This window comes from Sulfoacidibacillus thermotolerans, from assembly GCF_003144315.1.
GTDB lineage: Bacteria > Bacillota > Bacilli > Alicyclobacillales > SLC66 > Sulfoacidibacillus > Sulfoacidibacillus thermotolerans.
In genome coordinates this window covers 73,034-95,731 of record NZ_MPDK01000010.1, presented here as the reverse complement: position 1 = coordinate 95,731, position 22,698 = coordinate 73,034, and the positions used below count along the sequence as shown (strand labels likewise).

The window sequence follows — 22,698 nt, the reverse complement described above, 5'->3', positions numbered from 1 at the left end:
ACCGCCGTATGCGGACCCGCATGTACGGTGGTGTGAGAGGTCGGGGGCTAGCCGCCCCCTCCTACTCGATCCTATACCGGTTTTGTGCACCATTTATCGTTGAAGGAGGATTTATCGAGTGAAAAAGGGAATTTTACTCTTAGTTGTTGCGACCCTTTTATGGAGTGGAAATTATATTGCTGGCCGGGTCTTAGCTCCAGCTATGCCGGCTTATTTTCTTAACGGTGTGCGCTGGGTCATTTCTGCTTTTATTTTATGGCTGATTTTGCGCCTACAAGGGAAATCGATCCCATTAAAACGAGAGTGGAAAATATTATCTATTCTTGGATTTGTAGGGATGTTTGCTTTTTCGACACTAACTTATTTAGGGCTAAAGTCTATACCAGCTGCTCAAGCAGGAATGATTTCAGGGATGATCCCGGTTATTATCCTTCTCTTTAGTGTGCTGTTTTTGCATGATCGACCTCCCTTGATTGCTTGGCTTGGGATTGTGCTCTCTGTGATCGGTGTAATCGTACTGTTTGGGGCGGGAAGCGGTTCTTCGTTTACTTTTTCGCTCGGCGATTTGGAACTTGTCATTGCAGCTGTTGCTTGGGGACTCTATACCGTACTCGGAAAAAGGCGAAGTCATCATATTGATCCACTTACAATGACTGCTGGCGCCGCAATTTATGGTGCAATTCCAAGTGCGATTGCGGGAATTTTGTCGTATTCGCCGACAGCGATTCACATGACGCCAGTTGCGTGGCTTTCCTTACTTTACGTTAGTACTGCAGCTTCTGTTGTCGCTTATTTTGTATGGACGTCAGGAGTTCATGTTGTTGGGGCGAGTCGATCGGCACCTTTTATGAATTTACTGCCAATTTGGACGGTGATTCTTGGTATCTCATTGTTAGGAGAGCACTTAAGTATACATGAAATGATTGGAGGGACAATTATTCTTGCAGGAGCTGTACTAGCAAATTTGCGTGGCTATCAATAACTGGTAATCGCTTGCTTTTCCCTCAGCAACATTGTATATACAGTAGTGTACTTATAGTGTCATTGCTAGTGTATATAAACGGGGTGGCAAGATGGAGATGTCCCTAAAGCAACGAAAAGAAGCGCGCTATGGAAATCGCACGTTTCAGGTTGAACCGTATGGGATCGAAACAGTAGGACAAGTGGAACGCCATGGGAGTGTACGCAGTCAATTTACGCTGTGGCTAGGCAGTAATTTGACAATTGCAGATTTTGCACTGGGTTTTTTACCAGTGAGCTTAGGATTGCCTTGGCCGTGGATGATTTTAGCGATTCTCCTTGGCAATGTGGCGGGTAGTCTGCTATTAGGTATGAGTGCTGCAATGGGGCCGACATACGGATTGCCCCAATTGATGATTGGCCGCTTTTCTTTTGGGCGTATTGGGGGATTCATTCCTGCTTTATTCAATTATCTAAGCACGATTGGATGGTTTGCGGTCAATAACATTCTGGGCACTTTTGGACTGCGCGTATTGTTCCCGCAACTATCTTTTTGGCAAGGTGCGTTGTTTCTCGTAGTCATTCAAGGTTTACTTGCTATCTATGGGCACAATCTGATCCACGCGTATGAACGCCTCATGTCGATTGTTTTGGCGGTTTTGTTTGCCATTATTACCTTAGTTGCGTTACTGCATACTCGACAATTGACCGCGTATCATCCTGTGACCTCGGGTCTGTGGCCACTCTTTGCTACGATGGTTGCAGCAGCCTTTTCGTATGTAGGAAGTTGGGGACCCTATGCTTCTGACTATAGCCGGTATTTATCTGAGCGAACAGATCGGAGAAGTATTATCTGGCATGTTTTTGGGGGCTCTTTGATCGCCTCTGTTTGGTTGGAACTCGTTGGTGCTTTCGTTGCAGTTTTAGCTGGGGCGGATGCGAGTGATCCGATATCTGCGTTGCATGCTGTAACAGGTGGATTTGGTGCATTGGCAGTGATTGCAGTGGTTCTTGGCGGTACCGCGGCTGATGCGCTCAATTTATATTCAAATGCACTGACAGCGGGAGCATTAGGCATTCGTCTGCCGCGTTGGCTGCTTGCGGTAGTTGCGAGCGGGATTGGACTTGTATTGAGTTTGTTTGGATCAGGTCATTTTGAGCAAAATTATGAAAACTTTCTTCTCATGCTCGGTTATTGGATGACACCATGGCTTGGGGTTCTGTTCACAGATTTCTTTATTTTACGGCGTGATCAGATTGTCAAAACGGATTTTCGTGCTTCACGTAGCTTTTATTGGCCAGGGGTGTTTAGTTTTGTAATAGGGATCATATGTTCCTTGCCATTTATGAATGGTCCTTTTTATGAGGGACGAGTAGCAAAAATTATGGGGGGAGCGGATATAAGCTTTTACGTGGGGTTTGTCGTGGCAGGATTCATTTATTATGGTCTTGCAAAGCGTGCGTCAGTGAGTTTGGATTAAAAATTTTTTACTGCTGTGCTGTTTCGAAAAAGGCGCAATGTCACTTGCGAAGTGGCATTGCGTTTTTAGTGTGAGCATGTAAAGATGGAGGGGAAAAGGCAATTTTTGATGGGAGTGTGAATCGGCGTGCGTTTTGGGGAAGTAACGCCACCGCGGACCACCGAAGAGATTCAACAAGTGCTTGATAACGTGGCAAAGGTTGTTGTTGGCAAGAATGAAGCAATCTTTATGTGTCTAGTTGCGGTTGTCGCTGGTGGTCACGTGTTATTGGAGGATGTTCCTGGTGTAGGGAAGACACTTCTCGTGCGCGCATTAGCAAGAACTTTAAATTGTCACTTCAATCGGATCCAATTTACGCCTGACTTACTTCCATCTGATGTGACAGGCACGGAAATATACAATCGCGAGACGCGTCAATTCGAGTTTCGAGCAGGGCCCATCTTTGCTCAGATCGTGCTTGCAGATGAGATCAATCGAACGTCACCGCGCACGCAGTCAGCTTTGCTTGAAGCTTTAGAAGAACACACGGTTTCTTGCGATGGGACAACACATGAGTTACCCTCCCCCTTTTTCGTTTTAGCTACACAAAATCCGATCGAGTATGAAGGTACTTATGCACTTCCTGAGGCACAACTTGATCGTTTTTTGATGAAACTCTCACTTGGTTATCCCACACCCGACAAAGAACAAGATGTCTTGCGCGCGGCGCTTAGCGATAGAGGAATTGAGACCGTCCATTCAGTCGTAAATCCGCAAGCTGTGCTGGCTTGGCAAGTAGCTGCACGACAAGTGAGGGTGGAGGAAAATTTACTCCAATATATTGTGGAGATCATCACAAAGACGCGTCAGCACCCAGATGTTTTTCTGGGCGTGTCACCGCGAGGGGGAGTTGCTTTGGCGAAAGCTGCGCGCGCACTTGCCTGGCTGGAAGGTCGAAGATATGTGATCCCTGATGACATCAAGCGACTGTTGATCCCGGTACTCAGTCATCGCCTACTCTTACATTCACATGCGCATCTAAATAGACGCGATGAAAAAGCGATTATTGAACAAATTGCCAGGGAGACTCCTGTCCCTGTCGCAATGCCGCGGAGGTGAGCTGTGCGAGGATGGAACGTGTTGATCTTTCTATACCTAGTGGTAGTCGCATTTTGTTTCGGGGCGTACATGCGAAATGAGAGTGCGGAATGGTTCTTGTTTGGCGTCTATGTTGGCTTGGCGATCTATGAAACTTTGATTTGGATGGTTTTGCAAACTCCTTTATATGCTACGCGTAAAATCTCTGAGACAGTGCTGTATGCTGGCGCGACAGTTCATGTACAAATTACAGTGAGACGTTCAAAGTCTCTATGGCTACTTTCACCCCGTGTCCAGATTAAAGAGGTTTTGCCTAATAGAATAATAGATACTGCGTTGGTCTATGAGCGGCAAGCGCGGGGCAGGGAAGCATTAGAATATGTAGTGAATTATGAACTTCGTGATTTGATGCGTGGAATCTATGAATTTCATGCGTTGACTGTTCATAGCAGGGATTGGTTTGGGATCTTAACGCAACGCGTAATCGTTCCTTGTTATACAGAGGTGCTAGTATATCCACGTATAGATCCCTTATTGCATTGGCCGTGGTTTGATCAGATGTTGCGTCAGGAACGCGCTCAGACAACGGTTCTTGCGGATGAAAGTAGTCAAGTGATCGGTACCCGCAAATATCGTCCTGGAGACCCACTTCATCACATTCATTGGCTCGCGTCTGCACGAGCCAATGAGCTGCGTTCGAAAGAAATGGATTATGTGAATCACATTGCATTGTCGCTTGTTTTCTATGCGCATACAGATGTTCAAGGGATAGATGAAAGATACGAATTAGCAATTTCTGCTGCTGCATCCATTGCGACTTACGTTTTAAAACGTCATCTCGCGGTAGAGTATTATGATACAAGGGATGCTACTTCAAAGATCTATCAGGCAAATGGCAGTCGCGGATTGCCTGACTTGCTCACTGTTTTAGCGCGTATGGCCCCTCATGCTGGGCTTAATTCGACGCCTGTTTGGCGGGTTTTGCGAAGTCTCAAAGGGCGCATGCAAGTGATTGTTACGACGGCTTTATCTCCTTTTTTAGAGGGAATCGAAATGCAAAGAGCCTGGGAACAATCTCCGTTTGTTTTTTATCTCTGCTCAGGAGCCGTAATGTCTGAGTCGGAACAACAGGCATTTGCACGTGCGAGTGCTCACGGATGGCAGATTGCTTGTATTTCTTCGCCAGATGACTGGTCTATGGTGCAAGCGCAAGGGAGCGGCGTGAGATGCTAACTTTCCTCAGAGATCGAGTCATTGTGGACATAAGTGCGAGATTGGTGCTGTGGGGTTTTCTTGTAACGATTGCAGTGGTTTTTGTGCAAGTGACGCCAGTTCTCCTATGGGTTAGCGTCTATCTATTTTTTTTGCTGCTGGTTTTCAGATTACAAAACCGATTCATTTACTGGTTTCTATTCTTGTTGCTCGTTTTGTGCATGCCTGTAAAGCTGAATAATCCCTTTCAAAGTATGGCGCAACTGTGTTTTGGAATGATTCAGGGAGATCCAAGTAGACTTGATGCAAGTGTATTTGTGCGAGCTGTAGCAGTACTTGGTTTTATCACATTTAGCGTAAAACTTTTAGAAGAAAGTTTGCAAAAACCACTGTGGCTATGGAGTTGGATGACAGCGGCAGAAGCGATTCTGCTATTTCTTCAACCTGTACAGCCGTCGTTTATACTGTCGCTTTGTATTTGTCTTGCGATCATGGAATTCGTGTTGTTGGCGTTTGCAAGTGAATTGACGGGGAGTTTGTATGCTCTGCGATCAGAATCAATACTTTCTATTCCATGGACGATACGTTTGACTGTTCTTTTGGTTTCTTTTGTAACAAGTGGACTTCTTCTATCATTTTTTGCGCATGGGTTTGCACATTCTCATCTTGTCGAGGGGCGTCAGGCGAATTTGGGGCAGGGAGATCAAACGGCATTTGATACACTGAATGTCAGTCATTTGGGTGGTCCCTTCCTTGGGACTTCACGCGTGCTCTTACGTGTCTTTGCTAAGCGTCCCACCTATTACTTAGGGGAAATATATAGCGATTATACAGGGCAAGAATGGAAGGCCAATACACCTCAGATGATGCATTGGTATCCTGTAGGTGCGCCGATTCAAATGAATTTATTATCTGGTGGAGTGTCTTTACGTGCACCCTATGAACGGGAACTGAGACAAACGGTAGAAGTCGTTTCAGGATCTTATCCAGTTTTATTTGGGGCAGATCAAATTGTTGCAGTAGAGACTGCAAAACGTTCTCAACAGTATCAATTTAATCCACAGACAGATGCGTTTTCACTAGGAGAAGTCGGCCCAGGAACAACTTATACCGTGGTTTCTGAAGTGCCCCGGATCAGCGCGAGAGCTCTTTTGCAGGTGCGTAATGGGAGCCTAGCTTACGCATTTCCCACTGATCTAGAGCTTCCTGCAGATTTTCCAGCGCGGGATGTTGCACTTGCCCGAGCGATCACGCAAGGCGCTCGTGGGACGTATGAAAAAGTAGAAGCGCTGATTGCGTATTTGCGGACACATGAACATTATGCGACGAAGGACATTCCATTTTTAAAACCAGGACAAGACGCTGTTGACCAATTTTTATTTGTGACGCATCGGGGTTATTGTGACCAATATGCAAGTGCTTTGGCGACACTTGCGCGCGCGGTGGGGATTCCTGCACGCTATGCGATCGGATTTGTCGCTGTTCCTCCAGATAAAAGGGATTCAGGGAGAATGCAGGAGTATGAATTGCGTGGAACAGATGCACATGCCTGGACACAGATCTGGTTTGCGGGATATGGGTGGGTTTCATTCGACGCGACACCCCCTGCGTCATGGCCACAAAGTCAAAGGGTACAGCAACTAGCCTTAACAAAACGCGTTTTGCGGCAGATTGATCCTTCGTCTATGGATAAGAGATCTACTCTGAAACAAAGGTCGCTGACTTCAATTTCTGCAGTTTTTGCACACTCTACATGGTCAATGCTTGTCTTTGTGGCAGGGAGTGTTGTAGTATTCGGACTGATCCCTTTTTTCCTGTTGCGGCGGATTTCCTCGAGGCGCAATTGCAGCCATTTGATCTCGTCCAATGTCACGATGACAGATAGTGCGCAAGGCGTGAAGGATCTACTTGATCCAATTTACCGCAAGTATGGTCCACGTGCTTCTTCACAAACACTGCGCGAATATGTACAAAACATAGGTGCACCCGATGACCGGGGGAAACTCATGCAGTTTGTGCAGTGGTATGAAAAGATTTGCTATGGACAGGGAGAACTTACTGATTCAGCAGGTTTTTATAAAGATGCAAACGATACTTGAGTCATACAACAAATAAGGGAGTTGGCAGTGATCTTGAACGAGCAAAGAGAACGGGTGGTTGTCCTTGACTTTGGTGGCCAATACAATCAGCTCATCGCACGGCGAATTCGTGATTTACATGTATATTCGGAACTTCTTGCACATGACATTACGGCGGACGAATTGCGTGCGTTACCTATCAAAGGCATTGTGTTTTCCGGTGGGCCACGCAGTGTTTATGAAGATGGGGCCCCGCGTGTCGATCCAGCAATCTATGAACTTGGCATTCCCATTCTCGGGATCTGCTATGGCATGCAATTAATGGCGAGAGATTTTCATGCACATGTTGATCGCGCACAGATGCGTGAGTATGGACAAGCTATCGTTGAGACGACTGGTAAGGCGCCGTTGTTTGTGGGCACTCCGGATCAACAACGTGTGTGGATGAGTCATAGTGACATCGTTACCTCACCGCCACCTGGCTTTCAAATCGATGCGGTAACGAGCAGCGCGCCAGTTGCGGCGATGAGTGCTCCTGATCGCAAGTTATTTGGGGTGCAATTTCATCCAGAGGTTCAGCATACGGATTATGGAGATGCGATTTTGCGAAATTTTCTTTTTGACGTGTGTGGTTGTGAGCCGAACTGGAGTATGGATTCATTTATCGATCGGGCAATCGCTGAAATTCGCGCGCAAGTAGGTGATAAACGCGTACTGATGGCGCTCTCTGGCGGTGTGGATTCGTCTGTGACAGCGGCGCTTTTGCATCGGGCAATTGGAGATCGTCTAACCTGTGTGTTTGTCGATCATGGGCTATTGCGCTTAGGGGAAGCCGAACAAGTGATGGAGATGTTTGCTGGAGTCTTCCAGATGGATATTCGCAAGATTGATGCCCGAGATCGTTTTTTTGCTCTGTTGCGAGGAGTAACTGATCCTGAAGTCAAACGTAAGCGGATCGGCACAGAATTTGTCCGCGTATTTGATGAAACGGCACGAGATTTAGGTGAATACGCATTTTTAGGTCAAGGAACACTTTATACGGACGTAATTGAGAGCGGCACGAAGACTGCGGCGACGATTAAATCCCACCATAATGTCGGCGGCTTGCCCAAGGATATGCGGTTTCAATTGATCGAACCTTTGCGTTCCCTCTTTAAAGATGAGGCGAGGGCGCTTGGTGAACAATTGGGACTTCCACATGCGTTTGTCTGGCGACAACCATTTCCAGGTCCTGGGCTTGCGATTCGCGTGATTGGAGAAGTGACGCCAGAGCGTGTAGACATCCTCCAAAAGGCGGATGCAATTGTTCGCGAGGAAGTGATCAATAATGGGTTGGAACAGGAGGTGTGGCAGTACTTTGCTGTGCTCACTGATACAAGAAGTGTCGGCGTGATGGGGGATGAACGCACGTATTTTGCGACTGTGGCGATTCGTGCAGTCACCTCACGCGATGGCATGACTGCAGAATTTGCACAGATTCCGTATCACGTACTTGCGATCATGTCCAATCGGATCTGTAATGAAGTGCCGGGTGTCAATCGCGTGGTATATGATGTTACCTCAAAGCCACCTGCGACGATTGAATGGGAATAGAGAGTAGAAAGAGAGACATCGGAAGGGGACCCCTATGCCGATGTCTTTCTATTTGTGGAAATCTGTGCGTGATATAGTGCTTCTTTCCAAACGGGAAATGTATGTTCACCGGCGAGTTGCTCGACTTTTCCGTTGGTTGAATAAAAAACTAGTAAGGGGAACTCTGGAATTAGTGAACGCCATTGGTTTGAGAGAAGGAAGTACATCTGCTCATCACGCAATCCGAATGTCGTTGACTCCTTTTCTGTTAACTGAACCGCTTGCTGAAGCGTTGTACCAGGGGCAAAACCAGTGCTAATGAAAAGTGGAAGATGGTGCAAGTGCGTTCTCTTTTCATTTAAAAGAACGAGTGTGCGCTGACAATGTGGGCACCAGTAGGCTTCAAAGAGCAGAGGATATTCTTTGGCATCAAGCACAACGGGTTTCCCATTTGCTGTTTCTACGAGTAGATGGGTAAAAGCGCTTGCGTGGGACACGGGTTGTGGTTGATAGGTTGCGAGTGGAGTTGTTTTGTCGATGGCAAGCAAATTTTGAAAGGGAGGGTTTGTGTGTGCTGCATGCCACTGTAAGATCTCTAAGCCGCTAATGAGCGCGACTGCAAGTAAAACTGCGGCACTGACTTTGGATTTCATATGCAGACTCCTTATGGATTGACGATGTGTGATTGCGTTGAAAAGTGTCTTTATTATAATACGGGGCAAGAAAAAATGCAGTTTGCTAAAAAGTTGATTGCATAATTATAAATCGAGTTGTATAGTAATTAAATCATAATTTGCGAATTGAGGAGGTCGAGCGGATGGATATGCCGTCTTCGATCAGCATTACAGCCGTCCCGGGAATCTCTTGTGCGAGTGGCTATATCGGAATTAAGCGAGATGAGAGGCCGGATGCCGCTTTATTTATTTGTGATCAGAAAGCGGCTTATGCGGGTGTTTTTACGACAAATCAATTTCGCAGCGCTTGTGTGGAAAGTGCTCTTGAGCGGCTGCATGGTGGAAAACAGGTAAAAGCTGTGCTCATTACAAGTGGCAATGCGAATGCCGGAACGGGACTGGCGGGTCGAGCGGATACAGAGTTATTAGCCGCTGGTGTAGCTGAGCAGTTAGATTGCCAGGCGGATGAAGTCATTGTTTTGCATACGGGTGTCATTGGGGTGCCGATGCATGCAGAGCGACTTTTGCCGAGGCTGCGTAATCTTGTGGCTGCTGCAGATCGTACGAGTGAAGCAGGGATTGCCGCTGCAACGGCGATGATGACCACAGATACTTTTCCTAAGACGAGTGTGCGAGCTATCCACACGGGGCAATACTCAGGGATGATTGGCGGAGTGGCCAAAGGTGCAGGGATGATTCATCCGCGCCTAGCGACGATGCTTTCATTGATCGTGACAGATTTACCTGTTCATCCGGTCGCGTTGCAAAGAGCGTTAGTGAAGGCAGTAAAACCAAGCTTTAATGCGATTTCTGTCGATGGAGATACGAGTCCTAACGACAGTGTCATTTTACTTGCCACAGGCACAGGAACTGAAGTGATCACGGAGCAATCAAAAGAATTTAGCGATTTTTGTGATGCGCTCACTGAGGTAGCGCAAGAGCTTGCAAAAATGATTGTAAAAGATGGAGAAGGCGCAACGAAGTTTATCGAGATTGAAGTACAAGGGGGGGCAACGGAGGCTGATGTGGAGCGTGTGGCATCCACTGTGGCGACTTCCCCGCTCGTTAAGACAGCTTTTTACGGTGAGGATTTTAATCCTGGGCGCATCGTATCAGCTATTGGGCGTTCGGGTGCCCATTTTGTACTTAATCATTTGACACTGCAAATTGGTGGGATCACTGTATTTGTACATGGAGCCTTTACAGAAGTAGATGAACAAACGGCAAAACGCGTGATGAGTCAATCTGAGATTGTCGTCGTCATCGATTTAGCAGCTGGTTCGTTTGCAGGACGGTATTTCACGTGTGACTTGACGCACGATTATGTACAGATTAACAGTGAATATACTACTTGATGCATTGCAAAATCGGTTTGTTCCATCAAGCGAAAGTGTTCAGAGAGGGGCAGGTATAGTGATTCGGACCGCGACAGTGGAGGATGTAGAACAGATCGCGCTGCTTTTGCGGCACTATGCAGATCAGGGGCTTTTGTTGCCTCGCTCCCGGCAATCGATTTGTGAGAATCTGCTTTCTTTCTATGTCATAGAAGAAGCGGGTCATGTTTACGGCACGGGAGCACTGCACGTATTAGGGGATGACTTGGCAGAGATTCGCTCACTTGCCATTGCGCAGAATGCACAAGGAAAAGGATATGGACGGGTATTGGTGGACACGTTATTTCAACGTGCGCAAGAGCTAAAGATTCCACGTGTTTTAGCGCTCACCTATCAAGAAGCGTTTTTTTCACGTTGTGGGTTTCAAGTGGTTGAAAAGCAAAATCTACATCAAAAAATCTGGAAAGACTGCATTAACTGCAAAAAATTTCCTGCCTGTGATGAGATTGCGATGATACGTGAAACTGGGTATAAGCCTGTGCTTACTCCATGGATTGAATCGCCCTTATACAATGTCCAAAGCTAGTTGCTCTGTAGTCTAGGAGTTTAAGAGGTAGCAAGCCATTGCAGTAAATGCGAAAGCTCCCATGTATTGATTACGCGCTCAGGTGTGAGGAGGCCTTTGCGGCCAATGGCAGATCCATACAGGGTAAGGCGTTCTAGATCACGAACACTGTGTGCATCACTGTCAACTGCAAATAGACAGTGACTTTCCATCGCTTGGCGTAACCAAATCGGATCGAGATCCAGACGATTTGGATTGCAGTTAAGTTCAAGTGCAATATGATTGTGTTCTGCTGCAGCAAAGATGCGGTCAAAGTCCACAGAATAGCTCTCTCGATGACCTAGCATACGCCCTGTGGGATGGCCTATTATATCCACGTGTGGCGATTCAATGGCATATAGTAAGCGAGCCGTTAATTCATTTGCAGATTGCGTCATGGCGGTATGGATGGAAGCGACAACAAAATCTAAAGACGCAAGGATGAGATCGTCGAAATCGAGTGTGGCATCTGCCAAAATATCCACTTCAGTTCCATGGAGGATCGTGATTTGTGGATATTTTTCACGTAATGCAGCGATTTCTTCACGCTGGCGTAGTAGGCGATCGACGGTGAGTCCATGTGCGATGTCAAGGGACTGAGAATGATCAGTAATTGCTAGATACGTATAACCCTTCTCAATGCATCGTTGCACCATCGCTTCGATGGGATCTGCGCCATCACTATCGCGTGAGTGCATATGTAAATCTCCCTTAATTTGCCCTTCCTGTAAAAGCTTTCGTGCCTCCTGGTGAAGGCCCCACTGTTCGCGCATTTCAGGAAGTAGATAGGGGTGGTCAATAAGCTGATACACCTCTTCTTCATGCTGTGCACGTAGGCTTGCGACCTGTTTTTGTGGATCTATGTTTAAGCGATTGTGAACAAATTTTGCGTGTGCGTCATCTCCAGTTGTCAGAACCCATGCAAGGGCGAACGACTCTGGAGAAACGAGATGTACAGTAAGGGGAAATGTACGATCGTCGTGTTCTACCTCTTTTGTCAAAGTGACCGCAGTAAATTCAGATTCGATCATTTGATTCGTCGTGCGTGTATCGTGCTGTATGGAGAATCCATTCATCTGCAATTGCGCTAAGGTTTCCGTGTCCCCATCCCAGGAAGCTAAAAGCTCGATAGTTGTCGAGATAGGGCACATGCGTCGCAGGGATCCAGTCATCTCGATACGTAAAAGATGTGGATAGGTTCGGTGCAGGTGTTCAATCGTGACAGCAGCGACTTCGCGACCTGTAGGTATTGAGATAGCACGGTTTCTTTGGCGCAATTTGTAGATTTCCATCGGCAGTTGCTGTAATTGGCTTTCTGGAAGAATGCGCGCAAATTGTATTTTTCCATTGTTTAACGCAATCTCCAAATCGCGCAGAGAGCAAATATGAAGTGTTCGATATAAGCGGCCTGTGAGTTTGGGTCCAAAACCAGGCAGTTCCATGATCTCGAGTAAAGACAAAGGTACATCAATCGGGAGAGCAAGAAGAGCGGCTTTTCGACCCTTGGTAAGTAAAAGTTCGATGGTTTGGCGTATCGGTTCTTCAAAGTGAAATTGCTTCTGCAATTCATCGATACCCAATTGTACATGAACTGGAAGTCTCCGAATGGTGTCTGCAGCTTTTTTATACTGTAAGGCTAGTTTTTCTTCATCGTGTCCAAGAGCGTAGAGTGAAGAAATTGCGCGCAGGGTTCGAGCAACGCCACGCTTATCCATTGTTCATCTCCTAACTTTCAAATCGACGCTTAGTGATCGTGGCAAGTGGATGATATATGGCCATAATCAGCGCGACGTAAGTAATTCCTATCAAGGTATCTTTTTCGTTCGTAAAGAGCAGCAGGATTCCTGTCAAAAAGTATTGTTCGCCAATTGTAAAGCCGCGAAATGGGATGCGTGATCGCATGTTGCGCAGTGCTTGATAAAATCCTGACTCCGATTGCTTTTTTTTATGATCGTCAGGAGTTTGCTGATTCGTTATAGGTGCTGATGTCTTTCCAATCTTTCCTCTTTGCTGCTCATAGTATTCAAGCAAAAAGAGAAGGAAGAGTTCGGCTAACGCATATTCCCAAACGGCAATACCGGGATGAAAACGCGAGTAGCCATAAGCGAAAGCAAGCGCAAGGACATATTCTTTGATGCGGTCGGCAATTTGGTCGAGCCATGCTCCATAAGGTGAAAATTGCTGCTTGTAGCGTGCAAGTTGACCGTCTGCACAGTCAAAGACAAAAGACAGCTGATGAATGAGTACGCCAAATAAAATAGCATTTCGTGTTCCACGGCTAAATAGCCATGCAGCAAACAATAATAAAAAGAAAGAGAATAGTGTAACCTGATTAGGCGTAATATTTGTTTTGCGAATCAAATATACGAAGCGCAGTGAAAAAAAGTAATACCCATAATTTGTCCATATATCGACGGGACGTTTGGCACTCGCGTTGATTGCCTTAAATTCAGACACGGAACTTAACTCCTTTGCATGTTGGACCGTTTGACGAAGAAGTGTATAAAATTATTCTTGAAAGTGTTTTACGACATAGGAGACGGCATACTCATAGTCTTCCTTAAAATCAACTTCAACACACGGGAGACCCGTGATGTCGACGGGGGTTAACGTTTCCGTTTTTGCCAAATCGTCCAGTGCATATTCAAAGAATTTACGTTCATTACCGGAAATTGCAAGGCGTTTGACGGCGGAGCGAAAAGAATGAACAAATGCGCCGGAAAATTTTGCGACACCAATGAACTCTCCCAAACAAATTTCAGGATTGATTTCTTTTCCGATTTCTACTATTTGATTCTGGTTTACGCGAACTTTTACCTCTTCCTCACGGCATTGTTTGCAATCGATTGCGAGAAGAGCCTCCTCTTTATGTTCCTCTAAGCGCTTGATGATCTCTTTGTGGAATACAACGTCGGCATTTAAGTAGTAGAAGTCTTGAGCAGGTAATGCAGCAAATGCTTTTGCTAGTGAAAAGAGGGTATTGGTGGTAGCGTATTCTTTATTTTCGATGTAAGTCACTCGCAGATGCGACCATTTTTCCTGAACATGTGCACGTATAATTTCTTGTTTATAACCGACGACAAGAGCGACTTCCTTTATGCCAATCGCAGTTAATGCGTATAATTGCCAGTCAAGAATCGTGCGGTCGCCCATAGGGAGTAAGCATTTTGGCGCATCATCCGTAAGTGGTCGCAGCCGACTTGATAAACCAGCGGCAAGAATGATGGCCGTTGTTGATAAACTCATCACATGATCTCCTTTAATAAATGATCTGTCATTTCAATATGGGTGCTCCAGGCATTTGCTTTGGCAAGCGCAAGGCGGACACTCGGATCGAAGCGTCCAGTGCCATTGACGATCCCATCCATAAGGAGTGCAAACTCTTCGGCATTTTTTCCGAGGTGGATGGCATGTTGCATAGGTAATAATTCGCGCATCGGCGTAGCGATGACTTCAATGCCTGCCGCTAAATATTCGTATACTTTTACCGGATTCACACTTTCTGTTAACTCATTTAAGCGAAATGGCGCCAATCCAGCATCAAATGCTTGCACGTAATAGGGCAATTCACTATAAGATTTCGGCCCTAAAATTTTAACGTTGGGCAGTTTTTCTAATGCATGCAGATCTGTCAGCACGGGCCCGATGAGAGCAAGTGTATAGTGTTCTCGCAATTGAGCAAGTCGTGTCATCAACTCAATGTCGATCCAATCTGCGATTCCCCCAACAAACCCCATCACCACTTTGGCGCCCAGTTCTTTTTTCCATTCTTGTGCTCGCAATAAGCTTTCTTTGGTAGGGGTAAAATGTTCGACGTGCACTCCGTTTGGCACAAGTTTTGGCGTCGCACCATAACTTTGCAGTTGCTCTGCAAGCTTGTTTGATGTTGCAAGCGATAGATCGGATTGCAAAGTTAAGCGTTGTTCCAGTTGTCTGACGTACGTTTTCGAGATGAATCCCGTAAATGCAGCGTGATCGTCCACACAGTCGTAAAGTATGCGTTTTTCTCCTGCTAATAAGGGAAGTAAATCGGCTGCAGTTGGCAACAATGAATAGATCACGTACTTATCAATTTGCAAGTGCGCCAGTTCTTCATTGATCGCGCGGGCAATGCGGTGTTGGTTCCACACATTCGAGATTGCTGTCATAGAACCAAAAGGCGCGATAACGGGCGGTTCAAGCACTCGGATGTGAGGTTCAACCTCCTTGCTGTGCCACTGTGTCTTCCATTTATGAAGTAGTTTTCGATCCTTTATTGGAGAGAGCCACGTAATGGGTGCGTTAACATATAAGATATTCCAACCGCGGCCGGCAAGTCCACGTAACATATGTTGTGGTCGATGATTTATGCCATGCCAATCGGTAGATCCAATGCAAACAATCCATGGTTTCAAGAGGTTCGTGAACTCCTTCCGATTTTGCACAATGGATTTGCCCATTGATTAAGTTAAACAAACCAAAATAGACATTGTCAATCTTTTCGCTGGGCATCTTTTGCAGCCTCATGCGTGTCTATGGTTTGGCTTGTATCTAAATAGTGATCACGGGGTGTCCAGCAGTTAAATTTCCAGTTCGGACGCGTTTGATAACCGAGTCTGGAACAGTGAAAATGCACTCCATCGGCTTCGCGAATTGCTCGAATATGGCGACATGTAGCGCAAAAATGGATATCTCGTCCCTGATGATCAAAATGCGGAGGGGATGGAGAACGGTCATACATAGAAACTCCTCCTCGAACCATCCTAAACTTGAAAATAAAGGGTTGCATGAGGAAAAAATACGAACGATATAGGTTTTTTAAAAATAAATGTTCGTATTTTCGTTGACCCTCGTGCGCGAAGTTGATAGACTAAACATGTAAGAAAACCATAAGTAAAGCATAACACGAACTTCGCCCGTGCGTCTGCGGGCAGGAACGAGGGATTGCCTTGATCGAACGTTATTCGCTCCCAGAAATGGCTGCGATTTGGACACTTGAAAACCGTTATAAGACGTGGCTTGAAGTTGAAATTGCTGCTTGTGAGGCTTGGGCGGAACTGGGCGTCATTCCGAAAGAAGATGTACAACTCATCCGCCAAAATGCCAGAGTCGACGTGGAACGCGCCCTTGAAATCGAAAAAGAAACCCGCCACGATGTTGTGGCGTTTACACGTGCAGTATCTGAAACGCTTGGCAAAGAACGCAAGTGGGTACACTACGGTTTGACAAGTACGGACGTAGTGGACACAGCGCTTGGTGTACAATTGAAGCAAGCAAATGCGCTATTGCGCGTAAAAATTCAGGAATTGAGCGAAACATTGCGCAAGCAAGCTTGGCGCTACCGCAACACTGTGATGATGGGGCGCACGCATGGTGTTCATGCAGAACCTACGACATTTGGGCTCAAGTTAGCTTTGTATTATGCGGAAATGGTTCGCAATCTGGATCGTTTTATGCATGCCAGCGAGACGGTTCAATACGGAAAATTATCTGGTGCGGTAGGGACTTATGCAAATATTGATCCGCGCGTGGAAGAGATCGTGTGTGAGCGCCTTGGACTAAAGCCAGCGCCGATCTCAACACAAACTTTACAGCGGGATCGCCATGCAGAATACATGGCGACAATAGCTCTCATTGGCACGACGCTTGACAAAATTGCGACGGAGATTCGCGGATTACAAAAAACTGAAATTCGCGAAGTCGAGGAGCCGTTTTATGCTGGGCAAAAAGGCTCTTCGGCAATGCCACACAAGCGAAATCCCGTGACTTGTGAACAGATCTCTGGACTTGCGCGCGTACTGCGCGGCAATATGGTCGCAGCCTATGAAAATGTTCCACTTTGGCATGAACGCGACATTTCACACTCTTCCGTTGAACGGGTTATCCTCCCTGATAGCACAATTTTGCTCCATTATTTGTTGCATAAAATGAATCATATCCTCACTCATTTGACGGTCTTCCCGGAAAACATGAAGCGCAATATGAATCGCACATTCGGGCTCATCTACTCTCAACGAGTATTATTAGCGCTTGTAGAACACGGAGTTGCCCGTGAAGAAGCATATGATGCGGTACAGGCAATGGCGATGCAAGCGTGGGAAGAGCAGAGGCCATTTCGTGAGTTGATCGAGCAAGTGCCGCTTGTACAGCAACATCTGACAAAAGCAGAGCTTGATGCATGTTTTGATTATACCCACCATTTGCAACATGTAGAGATGATTCTGCGGCGTCTTGGCATTGAGTCGTCAGCAGAGTGAGAAAAAACAAGCTAGGCAAGAGAGCGAGAGAGATGGAGGGAACTGTAGTGCAAAAGGGCCGGATGATGTATGAGGGCAAGGCAAAGCGCGTCTATGAAAGTGAGCGGGAAGATGCGTATGTTGTCGAATTTAAGGATGATGCAACAGCGTTTAATGGCCAAAAGAAAGGGTCGATTGAACAAAAAGGCGTGTATAACAATCGGATTAGCACGAACTTTTTTCACTGGATAGAAGCGGAAGGTATCGCAACCCACTATCTAGATACGCTTTCAGATAGAGAAATGCTCGTTAAACGCGTTCGGATTATTCCAGTCGAAGTTGTTACACGCAATGTAGTTGCAGGTACACTTGCTACGCGTCTTGGGATGGCAGAAGGTACAGAATTATCTCGGCCGGTGGTTGAGTTTTATTTAAAAAATGATGAATTAGGAGATCCGTTGATCAATCGTTCTCACGCACTTGCGCTTGCGATAGCGACGCGCGAGCAACTGGACTTGCTTGAAGCGACTGCGTTGCAAGTCAACGCGATTTTGCGTCGGAGACTACTTGAAAAAGGTTTGTTGTTGGTCGATTTCAAATTAGAATTTGGTGTCACGCAAGCGGGTGAGATTCTTGTGGCGGATGAAATTTCTCCGGATACGTGTCGTTTTTGGGATGCCAAGACGAAAGAAAAATTGGACAAGGATCGATTTCGCCGCGATTTGGGGCGTGTAGAAGAAGCATATCAGGAAATTTTGCGACGCATAGAAGAGTAAGGAAAGCAGGCGATGTAGATTGCTTGCCAGTTTGGATGGAGGGAAATCTAGTGGACGTCTTGGCTAAAATCTACGTTACTCTTAAAGAAAGCGTTCTCGATCCACAGGGGGCGGCTGTCAGTCATGCACTGCATGCGCTGCGTTATGACACGGTGAGTGATGTGCGGATCGGAAAATATATGGAAGTCACTTTGTCGGCAGGATCAGAGCAGGAAGCACATCAGCTTGTGCGCGGGATGTGCGATCAGTTATTGACTAATCCAGTAATAGAAAAATATACGTATGAATTGGTGGAGGCGTGATCATGAAGTGTGCAGTGATCCAATTCCCGGGCAGCAACTGTGATTTCGATGCGGTCAAAGCGATTGAAGCGACGATTGCACAGCCAGTAGATTTGGTATGGCATACCGCGACAGATCTTTCACAGTATGATTTCATTGTCGTTCCAGGCGGATTTTCTTATGGGGACTATTTGCGCGCCGGGGCGATCGCGCGTTTCGCAGCAGTGATGAAAGAAGTGGAGCGGGCGGCAGCAGATGGAAGATTTGTCTTAGGCATCTGCAATGGGTTTCAGGTATTAACAGAAGCGGGTCTGCTACCTGGCGCTTTGCGGCGCAATGAGTCTTTGCAATTTCGCTGTGAGCTGACTGAATTGGTGGTTGCGAATGCTGCTACTGCATTTACTCGCCACTATCAAGAAGGGGAGCGGATTGTAATTCCGATCGCACATGGCGAGGGGAATTACTATGCAGATGAACAAACACTAAGACGATTGCAGACGAATGGACAGATTGTATTTCGCTATGCACAAGGGTGTAATCCAAACGGCTCGATAGACGATATTGCTGGAATTGTCAATGAGCGTGGGAATGTTCTTGGAATGATGCCGCATCCGGAGCGCGCGATTCACAGTCGTCTAGGCAGTGAAGATGGAACAAAGGTCTTTACGTCGATTTTGCAGGTTTGGAGGGAGACGCATGCGGCAATCCAGTCTTAATGAAAACGAGGCATTGACAACTGCGCTTCCATCGCCAGAAATGGTTCGGGAGCAAAAAATTTATCGCACATTTGGCCTCACGGATGCAGAGTACGCACGCGCCGTCGAACTCCTTGCGCGCGAACCGAATTATGTAGAGACAGGTATTTTTAGTGTTATGTGGTCTGAACATTGCAGTTATAAGAGTTCACGGAAGGTTCTACGCCGCTTCCCCACTCAAGGCCCCCAAGTGTTGCAAGGGCCGGGAGAAAATGCAGGCATTGTCGATATCGGGGATGGGCTTGCTGTGGCTTTTAAGATTGAGAGTCACAATCATCCAACAGCAATTGAACCGTATCAAGGAGCGGCAACTGGGGTTGGCGGTATTATACGCGACGTTTTTACAATGGGTGCTAGACCGATCGCGCTTTTGAACAGTCTGCGATTTGGTGAACTGGATCATGCACATACACGCTATTTATTTGCTGAATCTGTCGCTGGTATCGGTGGTTATGGCAACTGTATTGGCATCCCAACAGTAGGGGGCGAAGTTGTTTTTGACAATCGCTATCAACAGAATCCGTTAGTCAACGCAATGTGTGTCGGAATCATGACTCACGATCAGATTGCTACGGGCAGTGCGAGTGGAGTAGGAAATCCTGTGTTGATCGTTGGTGCACGCACAGGGCGTGATGGTATCCACGGTGCGACTTTTGCGTCTGCTGAAGATCCCCATGCAAAAGAGCGTTCAGCTGTGCAAGTAGGGGATCCTTTTATGGAGAAACTACTGCTTGAAGCTTGTCTTGAATTGATTGCTACAGGACAAGTTGTAGGGATTCAAGACATGGGGGCTGCTGGCCTAACTTCATCGTCGGCAGAGATGGCCAGTCGTGCGGGCAGTGGTTTAACACTAGATGTGGCGCTTGTTCCATGTCGTGAAACAGGGATGAATCCATATGAGATCATGTTGTCTGAATCACAGGAACGCATGCTTGTTGTGATGCGTCAAGGTGCAGAAGAAGTAGCAAAGAAAATTTTCGAAAAGTGGGATTTGCAAGCGACAGTCATCGGTCGAGTTACGGATGACGGAATGTTGCGCGTGCTCGAAGGAGGCGTGGTTGCGGCTGAAATTCCCGTCTCGGCACTCGTTGATGAGGCGCCTTTGTTAGATCGCCTGGCTTTGCGTCCCGCCTATTTAGACGAATTGCGCGAGGATGCTCCAGTGCTTGCACAGCCGAGTGACTTTGTCGCTGAACTGGCAGAGTTACTTGCACGCCCAACGATTGCAAGCAAACAATGGGTGTATGATCAATACGATTCCATGGTGCGGACAGAGACTTTTGTGCGTCCCGGATCTGATGCGGCGGTTGTGGGGATTCCTGGGACGAAAAAGGCGATCGCTCTTGTGACAGACGGCAATGGGCGGCAAGTATATCTCGATCCTTATGAAGGCGGCTTGCGGGCAGTTGCTGAGGCTGCACGCAATCTAGTGTGTAGTGGTGCGAGGCCTCTTGCGGTAACTGACTGTCTGAATTACGGGAATCCAGAGAAACCAGAGGTGTTTTATCAATTTGAACGTTCCGTTGATGGGTTAGCGACTGCCTGTGAAGCTCTGCAAACCCCTGTAATTAGCGGAAATGTATCTTTGTATAACGAATCAAACGGTGTGGATATTTATCCGACTCCTGTCATTGGCATGGTAGGATTGATTGAAGATCGGGAACGGATCGTCACCTCAGAGTGGAAGATGCCTGGTGATGAAATTTACGTAGTTGGTGCTTTATCACATGCGCTTTTGGCTGGAGTTGGCGGATCAGAGTACCTCGCATTGCGTCAGCCAGACGCGAGTTTAAAATACCGCTTACCGACGTTTGATTTAGAACAGGAAGTGCGATTGCAGCAATATTTACTTGCTTGTGCGCAACAGGGGCTGTTGCAGTCTGCGCACGATGTGTCTGATGGTGGATTGCTCGTCACTTTTGCGGAGTCGGCGATTACAGGCGGACGAGGTGCAGAAGTGCAATTTGATTTTGCTGTGCAGCGTGAGGGGCGCGCGATAGAGAGCGACGAGCTTTTGTCTTTATTTTTTGGTGAAGGGGTCAGTTTAGTTGTGATTACTGCCAAACCAGAAAGTGCTGGTGCGCTTTCGCGCTTGGCAAATGAACATCAAGTCGCGCTAACGCGCGTTGGAGTAGTAGCGTCGACGCCGTTTTTACGTGTGTCTGTCGATCGTCAACTCTATGTGCACGCTGACATTTGGCAACTGCAAGCAGCTTGGCGAGGAGCGATTGCATCATGGATGAAGCATTAGATGTATTGGATAAAATGCATGAAGAGTGTGGGGTCTTTGGGATTTGGGGACATGAGCAAGCCGCGCAGCTTGCGTACTATGGATTGTACGCACTGCAGCATAGGGGACAAGAGAGTGCTGGCATCGCAGTGATTGATGGACAAACGATGCACAGCCATCGCGGCATGGGGCTTGTCACCGAGGTTTTTGCGAATGATCGGTTGCAGAGCTTGCGTGGATTTGCAGCTGTAGGGCATGTTCGCTACTCTACGACAGGAGAGAGTTCAATCCGCAATGCACAACCGTTGGTGTTTGATTTTCGACAAGGCAATCTCGCGTTAGCGCATAACGGCAATCTCGTGAATGCGCGGCATATCCGCGATATTTTAGAGCATCAAGGGAGCATTTTTCAGTCTACGAGTGATACGGAAGTCGTCGCACATCTGATTGCGCGCGGAATTTATAAAACGATCCCAGAAAATGTACGTGAAAGTATGTCTATGTTAAAAGGCGCTTATGCGTTTGTCATTCTGACTGACCATGAATTGATTGCTATGCGTGACCCTCATGGATTGCGGCCAATGGCGCTTGGACAATTGGATGGGGCTTATGTGGTGGCCTCTGAAACGTGTGCATTTGATACGATTGGCGCCACCTTTGTTCGTGACATCGAGCCTGGGGAAATGCTTATTATCGATCACAATGGGTTGCAGACACACCGTTTTTCGGAAACTGCGCACAAGGCGCTATGTACGTTCGAATATATCTATTTTGCTCGTCCTGACAGTGATATTGATGGATTCAACGTGCACATGGTGCGAAAGCAACTTGGACGTTTGTTGGCGCGTGAAGCGCCAGTTGAAGCGGATGTGGTGATTGGGGTCCCAGATTCCAGCATTTCAGCGGCAATTGGCTTTGCAGAGGAAGCGCATTTGCCCTATGAAATTGGACTGATCAAAAATAAGTACAGTGGCCGCACGTTTATTCAGCCCTCACAGGAATTGCGCAGTTTAGGGGTGCGTCTAAAACTGAGTGCAGTGAAAAAAATTGTCGCTGGCAAACGTGTCGTAATGGTCGATGATTCTTTAGTTCGTGGCACGACGAGCGCGCGCCTTGTGAGTTTATTGCGCGAGGCAGGGGCTACGGAGGTGCATGTGCGCATCTCGTCGCCGCCTGTGCGTCATTCATGTTTCTATGGCATTGACACGTCTGCACGTGAGGAATTGATCGCTGCGAAAAAGTCGATTGCGGAGATTCAATCATTCATAGGTGCAGACAGCTTGGCCTATATGGAGGAAGCGACGATGCTTCAGGCATTTGGCGTTACAGCGAATGAACCGCACGGTTTTTGTAATGCGTGTTTCACGGGCAGGTATCCGACGGAAATTTTCCCAACAACAAAGACGGTGCTCGAAGAGCGGAGTAAACATCCGGTGGAGAGGTAGGATC

Annotated in this window: 20 protein-coding genes; 14 read left to right on the top strand and 6 right to left on the bottom strand. The window is 47.0% G+C overall.

Features of this window, described 5'->3' with window-relative positions; all coding sequences use genetic code 11:
- Positions 1-118: 118 nt before the first annotated feature.
- The 6 genes from BM613_RS07800 (at position 119) to guaA (ending at position 8,401) form a co-directional block, all read left to right on the top strand.
- A complete protein-coding gene (locus BM613_RS07800) occupies positions 119-982 on the top strand; it encodes a DMT family transporter (RefSeq protein ID WP_109430610.1) in 864 nt (287 codons plus the stop codon).
- A gap of 91 nt (positions 983-1,073) precedes the next feature.
- Positions 1,074-2,441 (top strand): purine-cytosine permease family protein, encoded by a 1,368-nt coding sequence (locus tag BM613_RS07795; protein ID WP_219930659.1) that lies wholly within the window; start codon positions 1,074-1,076, stop codon positions 2,439-2,441.
- Positions 2,442-2,567: 126 nt separating this feature from the next.
- A complete protein-coding gene (locus tag BM613_RS07790) occupies positions 2,568-3,539 on the top strand; it encodes an AAA family ATPase (RefSeq protein WP_245926301.1) in 972 nt (323 codons plus the stop codon).
- 69 nt (positions 3,540-3,608) lie between these two features.
- Positions 3,609-4,751 carry a DUF58 domain-containing protein gene (locus BM613_RS07785; RefSeq protein WP_146192775.1) on the top strand — a complete coding sequence of 381 codons (1,143 nt, stop codon included), beginning with the start codon at positions 3,609-3,611 and terminating at the stop codon, positions 4,749-4,751.
- A 233-nt stretch (positions 4,752-4,984) separates the two neighbouring features.
- The gene (locus tag BM613_RS07780) at positions 4,985-6,829 is read left to right on the top strand and encodes a transglutaminase TgpA family protein (RefSeq protein ID WP_181362966.1); all 1,845 of its coding nucleotides are present in this window, start codon (positions 4,985-4,987) and stop codon (positions 6,827-6,829) included.
- Positions 6,830-6,859: 30 nt separating this feature from the next.
- Positions 6,860-8,401 carry a glutamine-hydrolyzing GMP synthase gene (guaA, locus tag BM613_RS07775; protein WP_109430616.1) on the top strand — a complete coding sequence of 514 codons (1,542 nt, stop codon included), beginning with the start codon at positions 6,860-6,862 and terminating at the stop codon, positions 8,399-8,401.
- Positions 8,402-8,433: 32 nt separating this feature from the next.
- On the opposite strand, the gene BM613_RS07770 is transcribed toward guaA, so the two are convergent.
- A complete protein-coding gene (locus BM613_RS07770) occupies positions 8,434-9,033 on the bottom strand; it encodes a TlpA family protein disulfide reductase (protein WP_109430607.1) in 600 nt (199 codons plus the stop codon).
- Positions 9,034-9,197: 164 nt separating this feature from the next.
- Here BM613_RS07770 and argJ point away from each other — a divergent pair, with 164 nt between their 5' ends.
- Entirely contained in the window at positions 9,198-10,409 is a 1,212-nt protein-coding gene (argJ, locus tag BM613_RS07765; protein ID WP_109430606.1) for a bifunctional glutamate N-acetyltransferase/amino-acid acetyltransferase ArgJ, read from the top strand.
- 58 nt (positions 10,410-10,467) lie between these two features.
- Entirely contained in the window at positions 10,468-10,974 is a 507-nt protein-coding gene (locus BM613_RS07760) for an N-acetyltransferase (RefSeq protein WP_342767160.1), read from the top strand.
- A 20-nt stretch (positions 10,975-10,994) separates the two neighbouring features.
- Here the strand turns inward: BM613_RS07760 and BM613_RS07755 are convergent, their stop codons facing one another.
- The 5 genes from BM613_RS07755 to BM613_RS07735 form a co-directional block, all read right to left on the bottom strand.
- Positions 10,995-12,707, bottom strand: a complete 1,713-nt coding sequence (locus BM613_RS07755; protein ID WP_109430604.1) for a DNA polymerase/3'-5' exonuclease PolX — start codon at positions 12,705-12,707, stop codon at positions 10,995-10,997.
- A 10-nt stretch (positions 12,708-12,717) separates the two neighbouring features.
- Entirely contained in the window at positions 12,718-13,449 is a 732-nt protein-coding gene (locus tag BM613_RS07750) for a CDP-alcohol phosphatidyltransferase family protein (RefSeq protein WP_109430603.1), read from the bottom strand.
- Between the two features lie 51 nt (positions 13,450-13,500).
- Positions 13,501-14,238: a phosphocholine cytidylyltransferase family protein gene (locus BM613_RS07745; protein ID WP_109430602.1), complete on the bottom strand. Its 738-nt coding sequence runs from the start codon at positions 14,236-14,238 to the stop codon at positions 13,501-13,503.
- Positions 14,238-15,386, bottom strand: a complete 1,149-nt coding sequence (locus BM613_RS07740) for a glycosyltransferase (RefSeq protein WP_181362965.1) — start codon at positions 15,384-15,386, stop codon at positions 14,238-14,240. Before BM613_RS07740 ends, BM613_RS07745 begins: the two co-directional genes overlap by 1 nt.
- Before the next feature lie 77 nt (positions 15,387-15,463).
- Positions 15,464-15,712, bottom strand: a complete 249-nt coding sequence (locus BM613_RS07735; protein WP_109430600.1) for a hypothetical protein — start codon at positions 15,710-15,712, stop codon at positions 15,464-15,466.
- Between the two features lie 208 nt (positions 15,713-15,920).
- Between BM613_RS07735 and purB the strand changes: the two genes are divergently transcribed.
- From purB to purF, 6 genes are read left to right on the top strand one after another with little or no spacing between them, the layout of a single operon-like run.
- A complete protein-coding gene (purB, locus tag BM613_RS07730; RefSeq protein WP_109430599.1) occupies positions 15,921-17,228 on the top strand; it encodes an adenylosuccinate lyase in 1,308 nt (435 codons plus the stop codon).
- A gap of 47 nt (positions 17,229-17,275) precedes the next feature.
- Complete coding sequence (gene purC, locus BM613_RS07725) at positions 17,276-17,983, top strand: phosphoribosylaminoimidazolesuccinocarboxamide synthase (RefSeq protein WP_109430598.1); 708 nt, start codon at positions 17,276-17,278, stop codon at positions 17,981-17,983.
- A gap of 50 nt (positions 17,984-18,033) precedes the next feature.
- Positions 18,034-18,285 (top strand): phosphoribosylformylglycinamidine synthase subunit PurS, encoded by a 252-nt coding sequence (gene purS / locus BM613_RS07720; protein WP_425450693.1) that lies wholly within the window; start codon positions 18,034-18,036, stop codon positions 18,283-18,285.
- 2 nt (positions 18,286-18,287) lie between these two features.
- On the top strand, positions 18,288-18,980 hold the full coding sequence (gene purQ, locus BM613_RS07715; protein ID WP_109430597.1) for a phosphoribosylformylglycinamidine synthase subunit PurQ: 693 nt from the start codon (positions 18,288-18,290) through the stop codon (positions 18,978-18,980).
- Entirely contained in the window at positions 18,961-21,270 is a 2,310-nt protein-coding gene (gene purL, locus BM613_RS07710) for a phosphoribosylformylglycinamidine synthase subunit PurL (protein ID WP_281267836.1), read from the top strand. Before purQ ends, purL begins: the two co-directional genes overlap by 20 nt.
- Positions 21,255-22,694: an amidophosphoribosyltransferase gene (purF, locus tag BM613_RS07705; protein WP_109430596.1), complete on the top strand. Its 1,440-nt coding sequence runs from the start codon at positions 21,255-21,257 to the stop codon at positions 22,692-22,694. The genes purL and purF overlap by 16 nt, the downstream gene beginning before the upstream one ends.
- The last annotated feature ends 4 nt before the right edge of the window (positions 22,695-22,698 follow it).

Bases quoted from the DNA above. Each gene is read 5' to 3' on its own strand.
- purF (WP_109430596.1), top strand. From the start codon at position 21,255: ATGGATGAAGCATTAGATGTATTGGATAAAATGCATGAAGAGTGTGGG.
- BM613_RS07735 (WP_109430600.1), bottom strand. From the start codon at position 15,712: ATGTATGACCGTTCTCCATCCCCTCCGCATTTTGATCATCAGGGACGA.
- purQ (WP_109430597.1), top strand. From the start codon at position 18,288: ATGAAGTGTGCAGTGATCCAATTCCCGGGCAGCAACTGTGATTTCGAT.
- BM613_RS07795 (WP_219930659.1), top strand. From the start codon at position 1,074: ATGGAGATGTCCCTAAAGCAACGAAAAGAAGCGCGCTATGGAAATCGC.
- BM613_RS07745 (WP_109430602.1), bottom strand. From the start codon at position 14,238: ATGAGTTTATCAACAACGGCCATCATTCTTGCCGCTGGTTTATCAAGT.
- BM613_RS07755 (WP_109430604.1), bottom strand. From the start codon at position 12,707: ATGGATAAGCGTGGCGTTGCTCGAACCCTGCGCGCAATTTCTTCACTC.
- argJ (WP_109430606.1), top strand. From the start codon at position 9,198: ATGGATATGCCGTCTTCGATCAGCATTACAGCCGTCCCGGGAATCTCT.
- BM613_RS07785 (WP_146192775.1), top strand. From the start codon at position 3,609: ATGCGAAATGAGAGTGCGGAATGGTTCTTGTTTGGCGTCTATGTTGGC.
- BM613_RS07780 (WP_181362966.1), top strand. From the start codon at position 4,985: ATGGCGCAACTGTGTTTTGGAATGATTCAGGGAGATCCAAGTAGACTT.
- BM613_RS07770 (WP_109430607.1), bottom strand. From the start codon at position 9,033: ATGAAATCCAAAGTCAGTGCCGCAGTTTTACTTGCAGTCGCGCTCATT.
- purL (WP_281267836.1), top strand. From the start codon at position 18,961: ATGCGGCAATCCAGTCTTAATGAAAACGAGGCATTGACAACTGCGCTT.